Source organism: Alienimonas sp. DA493 (assembly GCF_043951915.1).
Lineage (GTDB): Bacteria > Planctomycetota > Planctomycetia > Planctomycetales > Planctomycetaceae > Alienimonas.
On sequence record NZ_JBINJD010000130.1, the window covers coordinates 1 to 14,279 of the forward strand.

Genomic DNA, 14,279 nt, shown 5'->3' on the forward strand with positions numbered 1-14,279 from the left:
CGCCCCCTTGGGGGGAGGGGGAAACGGGGAGCGCCTCGACGATTCGCCGAAGCCCGCTTCGGCAAGCGAGCCCGGCTTTAGGCCGCGGCGGATCGGCGCTTCACCACCTCGCCGACGGCCAACGCCACGGCGAAGGCGACGGCCACGGCGATCAGCCCCGGCCAGCCGAACGTCATGCCCAGGAAGGTCGAGTCCCGAATCGCCCAGGCGGCCGCGAAGAACGCGACCAACGTGGCCGTCCCCAGTACGAGGTTCACCGCGATCCGCTTGCCGCCGGTCGGCATCGCGTCGCCCAGCAGTTCCCGGCGGTTCATCAACAGCAGGAAGGTCAGGTAGGCGACCGGCAGCAGGGTCAGGCCGAATACGCTGGTCGGCACGGCCAGATAGACCGCCGCCCCGCTCCAGTAAAACGGACCCAAGGCTCCGAGGCAGGGCAGCAGGGCGCCCAGGCGGAAGTTCCAGCCGGTCGCGGGCACGTTCAGCACCTCGCAGACGACGAACCCGCTGACGAGCATCAGCAGGGTGATCGTGCTGCACGCCATCCCGAGGACGCCCAGGCCGAACACCACGTCCGCGAACCGGCCGCCGCCGAACACCGGCGTCAGGCTGCTGGCGAGGGCGTCGGCGTCCCGCTCCACCAGAGCGGCGGCGAGCACCCGTTCGTTCTCCGGCAGGGATGCCCGATCGACGCCGCGGCCGTCCACGTTCTTCAGGAACGCCTTCTCGGATTTGGTCAGTTCGCCTTCCGGTTTCTCCAGCAGCGCCGCGTAGCCGGCGTCGGCGACGGGGACGTCCGCTTTCGGCGACCCGTGAAACTGCGAGGCGGAGGCGATCACCACGCAGGAGGTCGCCAGCAGGAAGGGGATGAACATGCCCGTGGCGAGGTCGAAGATGCCCAGCCCGCGGTGCTCCCGCCCCCAGCCGCGGCCGAGCATGCTGTAGGGCAGCAGGAAGGTCATGTTGATGCCGACCGCCGTGGCGAAGGCGGCCATCATCTTGTCCCGCTGGCTGCCGACGATCACGTTCGACCAGTAGTCCCGGGAGGCGGCGTCCGGCAGGGCGTCGACGAGCGCCTGCAACGCCGGCGCCGGCCGGAAGATCGCCCCGAAGTCCGGCACGAAGCCGGCGAAGACGGCGCCCCAGTCGAGTTCGCCCTCCCACGCCAGCCGGGCCACCACGCCGATGAAACAGGCGACAATCAACCCGACCACGACCTTCAGCATCACCTCGTACACCCGCACGCCCCAGTGCCCGCTGCCGTAGCTCCAGGTCACGGCGACGGAGATCACGAGGATGACCCCGGCGATGAGCAGCTTCGCCGCGGTGTCCGACAGGCCGCCGCCCCCGCCCAGCAGGTCCGGCATGAGGTTCTGTTGCAGGGCTCCGGTCGCCAGCGAGTACTGCGGCAACGCCCAGACGACGTTCGCCAGCCCGCTGGCCGCCAGCCACAGCCAGCCCAGCGCCGGGTTGACGTGCTGATTGATCGCCCGGAACGGCCGCAGGCCCGTGGAGAGGGTCACGTAGCCGATCGCGGACAGCATGCAGATGCCCAGGATCATCGCGACCGGCTGCAACCAGAGCAGGCCGAACCCGGCGATCACGCCGAGGTACAGGCCGCCGGCGAGCGACCCGCCGCCCAGCGTCAGGGCGCTCTGCAGCCAGCCGGGGCCGGACAACCGCACGTACCCGGCGAGCCGCCCTGCGAGGGGGCGGGCGTTGATCTCGCGGAGCATCTCCCGCTCGCGCTCGATCGCCTCGCCGCCGACCGGTTTCACCAGCGGCTCGTCCAACCCGAGTTCGCCGTCCGGAGAGAACGGCGTCTCCGCCGCCCGGGCCGCGCTCGGATCGCCCGTGGCGCCTGGGGTCGGGGGCGGGGAAGCAGTGCTCATCGGGCGTCGAATCAGTGAGGGCGAATCGATCCCACGCTACGTTCGATCGCCGCGCCGCCGCAACTCACGCGCGGCCGGCGCCGGGGTTCTCGGACGCCGCCGGGCGGGCGGCCCGCAGAACCGCGCGACGCGGCGCCGTCGCCGCCGGTCCCGCGCCCAGTCCTGGCGCCGATCGGCCGGCGCCGATCCACCGGTCACGGCAGGGGAAGTTCGCCGCGGGCGTCGTCGCCGATCTCGGCGACGCTCATGCGGACGACCGTCTTGCTGGTCTCGCGGAAGGCGTCGCGGGGTTCGCTGAGGTCCTTCGATTCGCGGGTGAGGGTCACCTCCCACTGGGCCGGGCCGAAGGGCACGTCCGGGCTGATGACGAACTGCCCCTCGTTGGTCACGCGGGCCCGTTCGCTCTCCTCGACCGCCCGGCCGCGGTACCGCGTGCCGTCGAACTGTCCGGCGGGGGCGTCGACGGTCGCGGCGCCCTCTTCGGTCAGTTCGGCCGGTTCGTATTCCGTCAGCAGGGTGAGGGTCGGGTAGGCGCGCAGGGCCGGGCCGACCTCCGTCGGCTCGGCGTCGCCGACCTGCTTCCAACCGCGAATCACCGGCAGGAAGGCCTGCGGGATGCCGGCGTCGTCCACCGGTCGGCCGATCACGCCGGACTCCGGCACGAGAACCTTGTACAGCACCCGGCCGACCGGACCCGTCTCCAGGCCGCGTTCGCCGGGGGAGCCGGTTTCGGAGACGATCTCCAGCCAGCGGGCGGGAACCTCTTCGCCGGCGACGTTCGCGGTTACGGCTTCCAGCGCCCGCAGGGTGATCTGGCGGCGGCGCTGGACGGTTGTGACCTGGTTCTGCGGGTCCGTCAGCGTCTGGGTGTAGGAGCCCTCGTGCCGGACGAGCGTGCCGGGTTCCGGCAGGTTCCAGACGAGCCCGCCGGCCGTTGCGGCGGCGGGGGCGGCGAGCAGCAGCGCCGCGCACGCCGCGGCGGAGAAACGGGCGACGGTGAGCATCGGGCGCGGGACGGGGCGTAGGAAGCGGAGGCGGAGCGTTGCATTCTTCCCCCCGCCGGGCCGCTCGCAAGCCGCGACCGCGGCGTCCGGACGGATGGACCGCCGCCCCATCCGCCCCTACCGTGCCGGGCCGCCCGATCGGTCGAATCCTTCGGCCCCCCCGGGCGGTATCCCCGGTGAACGCCCGGGCCGCGCTCCGCCCCCGGCGCCCGACCGCTCGCCTTTCGGACTCCCCGATTCCGCCGACGATGACCCGACCCACCCCCCGCCGGTTCGCGCCGGCCGCGCTCGTCCCCGCCGCTCTCGCCCTGTTGACGGTCGGCTTCGCCCCTGCCGCGTCCTTCGCCGACGAAAAGAACGCGGAACAGGCGGACGCCCGACCCGCAATCGAAAAGGCGAACGTCGCCCACATCAAACTGTCCGGCGCCTTCCCGGAGGCCCCGCAGCCGGAAGGCCCGTTCGGCGCCCTGACCCAAACGTTGGAAAAGGCGAAGGACCGCATCGAGAAGGCCGCCGCCGACGATCGCATCAGCGCCGTGCTGCTGGAGATCGACGACCCGGAGGCCGGCTTCACCAAGGCCCGCAGCCTGCGGGCGAGCATTAAGACCGTCCGCGACGCCGGCAAGCCGGTCTACGCCTACTTTGAGGACGCCTCCACCCCCGGCTACCTGATCGCCTGCGCCGCCGACAAGGTCATCGCCCCCGAAAGCGGCGGCGTGATGATGGTCGGCCTGCGGGCCGAAGTCGAGTTCTATAAAGAACTGTTCGACGACTTCGAGGTGCAGCCGGACATGCTCCGCGTCGGGAAATTTAAAAGCGCCGCGGAGCCCTACACCCGCAGCTCCATGAGCCCGGAGTTCCGCGAGGAACTGACCGAGGTGCTGGGCGACATTTACGAGAACGTCCTCGTCACCGTCGCCGAGACCCGCGGCATGGAGAAGGACGCCGTCGACGCCGCGATCGACAGCGGCCCCCACACCGCCAACGGCGCCAAGGCGGCCGGCCTGATCGACGAAATTCTTTATGAGGATCAGATCGCCGACCTGATTAAAAAGGAACTGAACGCCGGCGAGGTGCGGATCGTCGAGGACTACCTCAAGCCGAAGCCGAAGAAATACGAGGGCTTCTCCGGCCTCATGGAGTTGTTAAACGACCTCTCCGGCGAAACGCAGTCCACCGCCTCCCGCGGCCCGAAGATCGCCGTCATCTACGCCCTCGGCCCGATTATCTCCGGCAAGAGCGTGGAGAGCCCCTTCACCGGCGCCCAGTCGATGGGCTCCGACACGATGATCAAGGCGATCGACGAGGCCCGCGAGGACGACACGGTGAAGGCCGTCGTGCTGCGGGTGGACAGCCCCGGCGGCAGCGCCCTGGCCAGCGACCTGATGTGGCGGGCGCTGGTCCGGTTGAAGGCTGAGAAGCCGCTGATCGTCTCCATGGGCGAGGTCGCCGGCAGCGGCGGGTATTACATCGCCATGCCCGGCGACACGATTCTCGCCGACCCGTCCACCATCACCGGCTCGATCGGCGTGGTCGGCGGCAAACTGGCGTTCGGGGAGACCTTCAAACGCTTCGGCGTGACCCACGACGTGGTGCAGTTCGGCGACAACGCCGGCACGCTCTCGTTGCTCACCCCGTTCGACGAGTCCGAGGAAGCCGCGATGCGGAAGATGCTCGCCGAGATTTATGAACTGTTCACCAAAAAGGCCGCCGAGGGCCGGAATATGGAGCTCGAGCGGCTGAAGGAACTGGCCGGCGGCCGCATCTACAGCGGCGCCCGAGCCAAGGAACTCGGCCTGGTGGACGAACTCGGCACGTTGGAGGACGCCATCGCCCTGGCGGAGAAGGCCGCCGCCGAGCGACACGACGACGTGGACGAGGGCGACGAACTCGGCCGGCTGAACCTGCCGAAGCCGGTCAACCCGTTCGAGGCCCTGTTCGAAAACGGGATGCCGGGAATGCTCAAGGCCCAGCAGGCCGCCGCCGGCGAGGCCGCCGTGGCCGCTGCGGTCGAGGCCCTGCCGGAGCCGCTCTCCGGCGTCGCGGCGCGGCTCGGCGCCCTCGAGACCCTCGCCAAGGAGCGGGCGCTGGTCGTGATGCCGTTCGGACTGACGGTGAAGTAATTCCGCGGACCGTTCATCCCCGGCGCAGCGAAGCGTCCCGGACCCTTGAAGGGTCCGGGACGCTTTTTTCGTGCGGTCCTGCAGTCGGTCAGGCGATCGCGGCCCGCAGTTTGTCGATCCACTTGGCGGCCTCGGTTTTCACGTCGCCGCCCTCCTCGTACTCCAGCACGAGCCAGCCGCGGTAGCCGGCGTCGCCGAGGATGCCGACGATCCGCTTCAGGTCCGCCTCCTCTTTCTTCTTGCCGTCGGGGTGGACGGCCACCTTGATCTGGGCGTTGATCGCGTACGGGGCGATCTGGGCGAGGTCGCGGTACGGGTCGTCCGTGCGGAAGTTGCCGCTGTCGAAGTTCACGCCGAACCAGGGGCTGTCGTCCACCTGCTCAATGATGGAGAGCATCTGCTTCGGCGTCGCCGTGATCCCGCCGTGGTTCTCTAGGGCGAGGTGCACGCCCTTTTCGGCCGCGTGGGGCAGGCACTCGTTGATGCCGGCGGCGCAGCGGGCGATCGCTTCTTTTTCGTCCCCGCCCTTCGGAACCTTGCCGGCGAAGATGCGGATGACCGGGGCGCCGAGCACGCTGGCGGCGTCGATCCAGCGCTTGCAGGCGGCGATCTGCGCGTCGCGGGCGTCGCCGGGCGGCAGGGCGAAGTCGTTGCCGATCGCCGTGCCGGAGACCGTCAACCCGTTGGCGAAGCAGCGGTGGGCCAGCGCGTGGAGGATCGCGTCCGCTTCGCCGCCCGGCTCGTAGTTCTGCACGGCGGCGGGGAAGTAGTACCCCGTCAGCTCCACCCCCGGCAGGCCGAGTGAGGCGGCGTAGTCGACGACGTCGTCCAGCGTCATCGTCCCCTCTTTGGAGCCGCGGGGCAGCTGCCGGTTGAAGGAGTACGCCGCCAGGCTGAGCTTGAACAGCGACCCGTCCGCCTGCCGGGTGAGCGGGTCGGCGGCGACCCCGGACGCGGGCCCCACGGCGAGTGCCGCGGCCGACGCCCCGGCGGCGGAGGCGAGAAACGAACGACGGGAGGGGCCGATCATGACGGAATTCGAACGAGTAGCGGGCGAGACGTGTCGGATCCTACAGCCCCGGCGGACTGATTCGTACACTCCCCGGCCCCGACGGCCCGCCGTCCGCCGGGGCCGAGACGCCCCGCGGTCGTCTCGCCGTCACGTCCGACCTCCGACATCGCACCTCCCACTTCGTTCTGATGCCCCGCTACGACCCCGCCCGCATCGAACCGAAGTGGCAAGCCTTCTGGGACGAGAACCGCACCTTCGCGGCCCCGGACCCCGGTGCGGCCGCCGACGCCGCGGGGAAGCTGTACGTCCTCGACATGTTCCCGTACCCCAGCGGGAACGGCCTGCACGTCGGCCACCCGGAAGGGTACACCGCAACCGACATCGTCGCCCGCATCGCCCGAATGCGAGGCAAAGCGGTGTTGCACCCGATGGGGTGGGACGCCTTCGGCCTGCCCGCCGAGCAGCACGCCGTCAAAACCGGCGTCCACCCGCGGGAGACGACCGCCAAGAATATCGACACCTTCCGGCGTCAATTAAAATCGCTGGGCTTCAGTTACGACTGGGGCCGGGAACTCTCCACCACCGACCCCGATTATTTCCGCTGGACCCAGTGGATCTTCCTGGAGTTGTACGACACCTGGTACGACGCCGAGGCGAAAAAGGGCCGGCCGATCGCCGAGCTGCCGATTCCTGACGAGATTAAACAGCAAGGCGAGGAGGCCATTCGCCGTTATCAGGACGGCGAACGGCTGGCGTATCAGACGCACGCCCCCGTCAACTGGTGCCCGGAACTGCGGACGGTGCTGGCCAACGAGGAGGTGATCGACGGCAAGAGCGAACGCGGCGGTCACCCGGTCGTCCGGTTGCCGCTGCGCCAATGGATGCTGCGGATCACCGCCTACGCCGACCGGCTGTTGGAGGACCTGGACACGCTGGAGTGGCCGGAGAGTCTGAAGTCGCTCCAGCGGAACTGGATCGGCAAATCGACCGGCTGCGAACTCGATTTTTATCTGGGCGAGGACTTCGACGCCTGGGCCGCCGAGCGGCAGGCGAACGGCTTCCCGGAGACCCCCGGCGAGGACTGCCTGCGCGTCTATACGACCCGGCCGGACACGTTATACGGGGCGACCTATATGGTCCTCGCCCCGGAGCACCCCGCCGTCGACCGGTTGACGACCGCCGAGCAGCGGGAGGCCGTCAAAACCTATCAGCAGAAGGCCAGCGAAAAGAGCGACCTCGCCCGCACCGATCTCGCCAAGGAGAAAACTGGCGTCTTCACCGGCGGCTATGCGACGAACCCGGCCAACGGGGAGCGCGTGCCGGTGTGGGTGGCTGATTACGTGCTCATCTCCTACGGCACCGGCGCCATCATGGCCGTTCCGGGGCACGACGAACGGGACTTCGAGTTCGCTCAGCAGTTCGACCTGCCGATCAAACGGGTCGTCGCGGACAGCGCCGAGGACGCGAACCGGCCCCTGACGGAGGCGGAAACGATCGAGGGCGTCGCCGTCAACAGCGGCGCTTTGGACGGTCTGCCCACTGCGGAGGCCAAGGCCGCGATGATCGAACGGCTCTCCACGGCCGGCGCCGGGGCCGCGGCGGTCAATTATAAACTTCGCGACTGGCTGTTCTCCCGGCAGCACTTCTGGGGCGAGCCGTTCCCGCTGTGGCACGAATTGGACGCCGACGGCAAGGAAACCGGCCTGCTTCGCACCGACGACGCCGCCGACCTGCCGGTGCGGTTGCCGGAGGACTTCGATTTCAAACCCCACGGCCGCCCGGAGCCCCCGCTGGACGAGGCCCCGGACGAGTGGCTCTATAAAACGGCCGCCGACGGCGTGAAGCTCAAGCGGGAAACCAACAGCATGCCGCAGTGGGCGGGCAGTTGTTGGTACTTCCTGCGGTTCTGCGACCCGCACAACGACGACCGCTTCGTCGGGGCGGAGGCGGAAAAGTTCTGGATGCCCGTCGACCTCTATATCGGCGGCGCCGAGCACGCCGTGCTGCACCTGTTGTACGCCCGCTTCTGGCACAAGGTCTTATATGACCGCGGGCACGTCTCCACGATCGAGCCGTTCGCCCGGCTGGTCAACCAGGGCATGATCCTGGGCGAGCCGGAGGTGACGGGGTATCAGGACGCGTCGTTGAACTGGGTGTCCGCGGAGAACGTCGCGGCCTCCGAGGCCGACGACGAGGACGGCACCGGGTACGTTCTGAAAGAGGGCGGCGAGCCGGTTCAGGCCGTGAAGTTGAACGCCGCTCAGGTGACGAAGAAGGGCGGTCATTTAGTTCTCGCCGCGGACGAGTCGATTCGAGTCGACAGCCGCGCTCATAAAATGAGCAAGTCCCGCGGCAACGTGGTGAACCCGGACGCGATCGTCGCGGACTACGGCGCCGACAGCCTGCGGCTCTACGAGATGTTCATGGGGCCGCTGGAGCAGTCGAAACCGTGGCAGATGAGCGGCGTCGAGGGCGTTGCCCGCTTCCTGGCCCGCGTCTGGCGGACGATCGCGGACGAAAACGCCGACGAACCGGCCCTCAATCCGGCCGTTCAGGAGGTCGAACCCACGGAGGAACAGGACCGGCTCCTGCATCAAACGATCAAGGCGGTCACGCAGGACGCCGACCGGCTGAGCTTTAATACGGCGATCAGCCGGATGATGGAGTTCACGAACGCCTTCAGCTCGATGGAGACCCGGCCGAAGCGCGTGTGCGAGCAGTTCACGCTGTTGCTGGCCCCGTTCGCCCCGCACCTCGCGGAGGAATTGTGGAGCCTGTTGGGGCACGACGGTTCGCTGGCCTACGAACCGTGGCCGACGTGGGACGAGGCGAAGCTGGTCGAGAGCAGCGTTGAGATCCCCGTGCAGGTCAACGGCAAGGTCCGCGGCCGGGTGCGGGTGCCGGCCGACGCCGACCGCGACGCCATGACCGCCGCCGCCCAGGCCGACGAGAGCGTGCAGGCCCATCTCGAAGGCAAGACGATCGTCAAAGCGATCGCCGTGCCGGGCCGGATGGTCAACTTCGTGGTGAAAGGTTGAACCCGCGGCGAGCCGTCATGGGGCGAGCCCGGTGGTGAGGGGGAGGGGGCGTCGGCACAATCGACGCAACCGGCCCCTCGCTCCGGGCCTTCCGTTTTGCTCCGACAGCCCGCCGCCATGAGACTCCTACCCGCCGTCGCGGCCCTCGCCGCGGTCGTTCTGGCCCCGCCCGCGCCCGCCGCCCCCCAAGAGGACGTCCCCATGGTCGAGGGCGTGCAGCACGTCGCCACCGTCGAGGGCATCAGCGAATATCGCCTGCCCAACGGACTAAAGATCCTGCTGTTTCCCGACGTGTCGCGGCCGACGGTCACGGTGAACTGCACCGTGTTCGTCGGCTCCCGCCACGAGGGGTACGGCGAAACGGGCATGGCCCACCTGTTGGAGCACATGGTCTTCAAGGGCACGCCCACCTTTGAGGACGTGCCGAAGGAATTGAAGGATCGCGGCGCCGTCTTCAACGGCTCCACCTGGCTGGATCGGACGAATTATTACGAGACGCTGCCCGCCAGCGACGAGAATCTGGAGTTCGCCATCCATCTGGAGGCGGACCGGCTGGTCAACTCCTACGTCAAGCAGGAGGACCTCGACAGCGAGATGACGGTCGTCCGCAACGAGTTCGAGCGCGGCGAAAACAGCCCGCAGCGGATTCTCATGCAGCGGATGCTGGCGACCGCCTTCGAGTGGCACAATTACGGCAAGAGCACCATCGGCAACCGGGCCGACATCGAACGCGTGCCGATCGAGAACCTGCGGGCGTTCTACGAGAAATATTATCAGCCCGACAACGCGATGCTGATCGTCGCCGGGTCCTTCGATCCGGAGAAGGCCCTGCAATACGCCAAGGAACATTTCGGGGCGATCGAGAAGCCGACCCGCGTGCTGCCGAGCACCTACACGGAGGAGCCCCCGCAGGACGGCGAACGCACCGTGATCCTCCGCCGCGTCGGCGACGTGGCCCAGGTCGGGGCGGTCTATCACGTGCCCGCCGGCCCGGACCCGGCCTTCGCGGCCGTGGACGTGCTGGAAAGCATTTTGACCGACAACCCCTCCGGGCGGCTCTATAAAACGCTCGTTGAAACCAAGCGGGCCGCGAGCGTCTCCGGCGGCACCTTCGCCCTGCACGACCCCGGCGTGCTGCTGTTCACCGCGGAGGTGGCCCAGGCGAACGAACCGCAGGACGTCCTGCGACTGATGCTGGAGACGACCGAGGGCGTGCCCTCCGAACCGGTGACTGAGGAAGAGGTCGCCCGGGCCCGGGCCCGGCTGCTGGCCCGCCGCGAACGGGCCGCCAACGACACCTCCCGCATTGCCGTGCAGCTTTCGGAGTGGGCCGCCCAGGGCGACTGGCGGCTGTACTTCCTGTACCGGGATCGTTTGGAAGAAGTGACCGCCGCCGACGTGCAGGACGTCGCCGAACGCTTCCTGCAAAGCAACAACCGCACCGCCGGGCTGTTCCTGCCCACGGAGGAGCCGCAGTCGATCGAGATCCCCCCGCGGCCGGACCTCGCGGCGATGTTGAAGGATTATAAAGGCCGCGACGTCGCCGCCGCCGGCGAGGCGTTCGACCCGGACCCGCTCGCCATTGAGGAGCGGGTGATCCGCACCGAACTGCCCTCCGGCCTGGAGGTCGCGCTGCTGCCGAAGCAGACCCGCGGCGACACCGTCGACGCCCGCCTCAGTCTGCGGTACGGCAACGAGGAGACGCTGCAGGGGCTCTCCGGGGCGACGAACATGCTCGGCCCGCTGATGATGCGCGGCACGGCCGAGCTCTCCAAACAGGAGATTCAGGATCGCCTGGACGAGTTGCAGGCCTCGATTCGCGCCGGCGGCGCCGACGGCAACCTGACGTTCACGATTAGCGCCAAGCGGGAGACCCTGCCGGCGGTGATGGCGTTGCTGGGCGAAATTTTGAAATCGCCCGCCCTGCCGCCGGAGGAGTTGGAATTGCTCCAACAGGCGACGATCGCCCAGATCGAGGCGCAAAAGAGCGAGCCGCAGGCCCTCGCCCCCACCGAGGTGCGGCGGGCGCTGTCGAATTATCCGAACCCGGAGGACCCCCGCTACGTGCCGACCCTGGAGGAACAGGCGACGATGATCGCCGACGTGACTCCGGAAGAGGTCGCCGCGGTGTATAACACCCTGCTCACGGACGCCTCTGGCGAACTGGCGGTCGTCGGCAGCTTCGACCCCGACGCCGTGCTGGAACTGGCCAAGGAGAACCTGACGGGCTTCGGCGCCCCGGACGCCCCCTCGTTCGCCCGCCTGCCGCAGGTCCCGAACCCGAACGCCCCCTCCGGCGACAAAGAGATCGCCACGCCCGGCAAGCAGAACGCGGTCTATTACGCCGCCCTGCAACTGCCGATTTCGCAGGAGCACCCGGATTATCCGGCGCTCATGATCGGCGATTATATTCTCGGCTCCAGCGGGCTCTCCAGCCGCTTGGGCGACCGGGTCCGCCAGCAGGAGGGCCTGAGCTACGGCGTTGGCTCGCAGCTCAGCCCGCGGGCGAAGGACGACCTGACCACCTTCGGCGTCTACGCCATCACCAACCCGGGCAACGTGCAGAAATTAAAGTCGGTCATCCGGGAGGAACTGGACCGTCTGATCGCCGAGGGCGTCACGCCGGAGGAGGTCGAGGCGGCCAAGACGAGCTACCTGCAAAAGCAGCGGGTGAACCGGGCCAGCGATTCCCAGCTGGCGACAAAGCTCGCGTCCCAGTTGTACAACGACCGTACGATGGCCTTCACCGCGGAGATCGAAGAGAAAGTCGCGGACCTCACCGCGGCGGAGGTGAACGCGGCCCTGCGGGAGCATCTCGACCCGGCGGAGCTGTACGTCGTCGTCGCCGGCGATCTGAACGCCGAAGGCGAACCCGCCGCGGACGTGCCCGTCGGCGTGCCCACCGACCCGGACGCCCCGGCCCCGGACGCCCCGGCCCCTGATGCGTCGGACGCCCCGGCCGGCCCGGCGTCGCCGTAAGGCGGCCAGGGGTTCATCAAGAAGAAGAGACGGCCGCGGCGGTCGGGGCGAGATACGCCTCCGGCCGCCGCGGCTTGCTTTCGGGGCCGCGGGGCGGACGGGTAGGGTTCGACCTGCAAGCCCGAACCCTCGGCGCTCGCTTCGCGCTCCCCCGTGACTGACTGCGTCCTCCGATGCTCGCCCGCTCCCTCGCCGTCGCGGCGCTCGCCGCTTGCTCCGGCACCGTCGTCGCGGCCGCACCGCCGGAGCCGACCGGCAATCCGTCCGTCGTGACGCAGACGCCGAACCTCGTCGCCTTCTGGACCTTCGGCGAGCCGGCCGGCGAGCCGCGGCGGTCCATCGGTACGGAGCAACCGCTCCCGCTGGAAGAAGTCAGCGGCCCGATCGCCCGCGTGCCCGGCGGGCCGTACTCGGGCTACGCCGCCGAGTTCAACGGCAAGCAATACCTCAAGATTCCCTACGCCGAAACGGGCCCGTTGAACATCTCCGGCCCGGAGGCGCAGGTGTCGATGTTCGCCGTCGTGCGGATCGTTGATCTCAACCAAAGCCGCACGATCGCGGGGATGTGGAGCGAGGGGAAGGGCCGGCACGACGACTCCGGCACGCGGCAATACTCGCTGTTAATGAACATGCCCACCTACGGCGGACCGCGGCAGCTCGTACCGCATATCTCCAGCGAGGGCGGCGTCACCCGCCGGGCCGACGGCAGCGCCTTCCCCTGGTGCGCCGACTACGCCGCCTCCGTCAGCGAGGTGCCGACTGAGGAATGGTGCACGCTCGGCTTTACCTACGACGGCGACTACATCCGGGCGTACGTCAACGGCGTGATGGAGCCGCGGGAACTCAACCCCAAGAAAGACAAACGGGACGATCGCTACTTCACGCAAGAGGGGCCCGACGGCGGCGACCGCGGGATGAACCCGTATTATCACGGCCGCGGCATCTTCGCCTACGACCCGGCGAAGCACGCGGAAACCAAGCCCGACGGCGGCTCCGACTTCACCGTCGGCGCCCGCTACGCCGTCGGCTCCTTCACCCGGGAGGCGACGAAGGGGCGCTTCGGCGGGCTGGCCGTGTTCAACCGGGCCCTGACCGATGCGGAGATGATGCGGCTCCACGACTCGGCCAACGTCCCCGCTCTCAATGCGGCCGCGGACGAGAACTAAATCGGGTCGTTTTCCGGCCCGGCGTCCGCCGACCGCGTCTCGCCCTCGTCCGTCTCCGGCGGGGCGAACAGGGCCCGCAGGCTTTCGACCGGCACGCAGTCGCGGAAGACCATTTGCAGGTCCCGCTGGGCGCCGCCGCGTTCGCTGTAATAGACGGAGTCCGTCGTCGTCACGATCCCGACGACGGCGCCCGCGGCGTTCACCATCGCGGCCCCGCTGCTGCCGCGGGCGTAGTCGGCGGTGACGGACAGCCGCGGCGTGGCCCGGCCGAGCCGGCGGCCCAGGTGGCGGCGGGTCACCACCCCGCGGGAGTAGCTGAAGAACCGCCCGGCCGGGTGCGAAATGCAGTGCACCTCCTCCCCGATCCGCCCGGCGGGCGCCAGCGGGAGCGCCGGCAGCGTGCGGCCCTCGGGCAGGCCCAGCCGCACCACCGCCACGTCCGCGGCGGCGTCGGCGGCGAGCACCTCGACGACCGGCAGCGCCTCCCCGGTGCGAGTCAGGGCGACGAATCCGGCCCGCTCCTCCGTCCCGTCCTCCTCGGCGTCGGCGTCGGCGTCCCGGTCCCGCTTCGGCTTCGGGGCGGCGTCCAGCACGTGATAGTTCGTCACGGCCAGCCCGTCCGGGGTGAGGACGAACCCGCTGGCGTTGTTCGACTCGAACCGCTGGCAGTTCTCGCAGAAGTGCACGCAGGCGACGATCAGCGTGGCCGCCTCCGCGGTCGCGGCGGGGTCGGCCTCGGACGACGGCGGGGCGGCCGGCAGCGACGCCGGGCAGCGTTCGCGGTTCATCTGCTCCCGCACCACGGACAGCGGCGCCGTCTGCCCGGCCTCGATCAGCCGGCGGCCTTCGGCGACGACGGCGTCGCGGATCGCCGCGTCGTCGAGGAACGGCTCGGCGAGCGGGTTCGCTGCCTCGCCCGCCGGACAGGCCGGCGTCGCGGCGAGCGTGAGTCCGAGGACGAAGCCCGCACAGGCGACGGGCGGGACGAACCGGGGGAGGAGGCGGTGCATCGCTTCACGGTAAAGCGCGCGAACGGTCCACGCCCGAGGAAAGTTCCCGGGGCCCCCG

8 protein-coding genes are annotated in these 14,279 nt (G+C 69.3%); 4 read left to right on the forward strand and 4 right to left on the reverse strand.

The features are described 5' to 3' along the window. Positions 1–77 precede the first annotated feature (77 nt). Together ACG2DA_RS17115 and ACG2DA_RS17120 are read right to left on the reverse strand one after the other, a co-directional pair. Positions 78–1,889, reverse strand: coding sequence for a divalent metal cation transporter (locus ACG2DA_RS17115; protein WP_395257018.1), 1,812 nt, complete (start codon positions 1,887–1,889; stop codon positions 78–80). A gap of 194 nt (positions 1,890–2,083) precedes the next feature. Continuing rightward, entirely contained in the window at positions 2,084–2,893 is an 810-nt protein-coding gene (locus tag ACG2DA_RS17120) for a hypothetical protein (RefSeq protein ID WP_395257021.1), read from the reverse strand. A gap of 248 nt (positions 2,894–3,141) precedes the next feature. Between ACG2DA_RS17120 and sppA the strand changes: the two genes are divergently transcribed. After that, the gene (gene sppA / locus ACG2DA_RS17125) at positions 3,142–5,016 is read left to right on the forward strand and encodes a signal peptide peptidase SppA (RefSeq protein ID WP_395257023.1); all 1,875 of its coding nucleotides are present in this window, start codon (positions 3,142–3,144) and stop codon (positions 5,014–5,016) included. An 88-nt stretch (positions 5,017–5,104) separates the two neighbouring features. On the opposite strand, the gene ACG2DA_RS17130 is transcribed toward sppA, so the two are convergent. Continuing rightward, positions 5,105–6,046, reverse strand: a complete 942-nt coding sequence (locus tag ACG2DA_RS17130) for a sugar phosphate isomerase/epimerase family protein (RefSeq protein WP_395257025.1) — start codon at positions 6,044–6,046, stop codon at positions 5,105–5,107. 170 nt (positions 6,047–6,216) lie between these two features. Here ACG2DA_RS17130 and leuS point away from each other — a divergent pair, with 170 nt between their 5' ends. The 3 genes from leuS to ACG2DA_RS17145 all read left to right on the forward strand — a co-directional run bounded on the left by leuS (position 6,217) and on the right by ACG2DA_RS17145 (position 13,211). Then, the gene (gene leuS, locus ACG2DA_RS17135) at positions 6,217–9,066 is read left to right on the forward strand and encodes a leucine--tRNA ligase (RefSeq protein ID WP_395257027.1); all 2,850 of its coding nucleotides are present in this window, start codon (positions 6,217–6,219) and stop codon (positions 9,064–9,066) included. A gap of 117 nt (positions 9,067–9,183) precedes the next feature. After that, positions 9,184–12,045, forward strand: a complete 2,862-nt coding sequence (locus tag ACG2DA_RS17140) for a M16 family metallopeptidase (protein WP_395257029.1) — start codon at positions 9,184–9,186, stop codon at positions 12,043–12,045. A gap of 173 nt (positions 12,046–12,218) precedes the next feature. Then, complete coding sequence (locus ACG2DA_RS17145; protein ID WP_395257031.1) at positions 12,219–13,211, forward strand: hypothetical protein; 993 nt, start codon at positions 12,219–12,221, stop codon at positions 13,209–13,211. On the opposite strand, the gene ACG2DA_RS17150 is transcribed toward ACG2DA_RS17145, so the two are convergent. Beyond that, positions 13,208–14,221, reverse strand: a complete 1,014-nt coding sequence (locus ACG2DA_RS17150) for a serine protease (RefSeq protein ID WP_395257033.1) — start codon at positions 14,219–14,221, stop codon at positions 13,208–13,210. The two genes, ACG2DA_RS17145 and ACG2DA_RS17150, sit on opposite strands and share 4 nt — an antisense overlap. Positions 14,222–14,279 lie beyond the last annotated feature (58 nt).

Coding starts and splice junctions, on each gene's coding strand:
- ACG2DA_RS17150 (WP_395257033.1), bottom strand. CDS start 14,221: ATGCACCGCCTCCTCCCCCGGTTCGTCCCGCCCGTCGCCTGTGCGGGC.
- ACG2DA_RS17115 (WP_395257018.1), bottom strand. CDS start 1,889: ATGAGCACTGCTTCCCCGCCCCCGACCCCAGGCGCCACGGGCGATCCG.
- sppA (WP_395257023.1), top strand. CDS start 3,142: ATGACCCGACCCACCCCCCGCCGGTTCGCGCCGGCCGCGCTCGTCCCC.
- ACG2DA_RS17145 (WP_395257031.1), top strand. CDS start 12,219: ATGCTCGCCCGCTCCCTCGCCGTCGCGGCGCTCGCCGCTTGCTCCGGC.
- ACG2DA_RS17120 (WP_395257021.1), bottom strand. CDS start 2,893: ATGCTCACCGTCGCCCGTTTCTCCGCCGCGGCGTGCGCGGCGCTGCTG.
- leuS (WP_395257027.1), top strand. CDS start 6,217: ATGCCCCGCTACGACCCCGCCCGCATCGAACCGAAGTGGCAAGCCTTC.
- ACG2DA_RS17130 (WP_395257025.1), bottom strand. CDS start 6,046: ATGATCGGCCCCTCCCGTCGTTCGTTTCTCGCCTCCGCCGCCGGGGCG.
- ACG2DA_RS17140 (WP_395257029.1), top strand. CDS start 9,184: ATGAGACTCCTACCCGCCGTCGCGGCCCTCGCCGCGGTCGTTCTGGCC.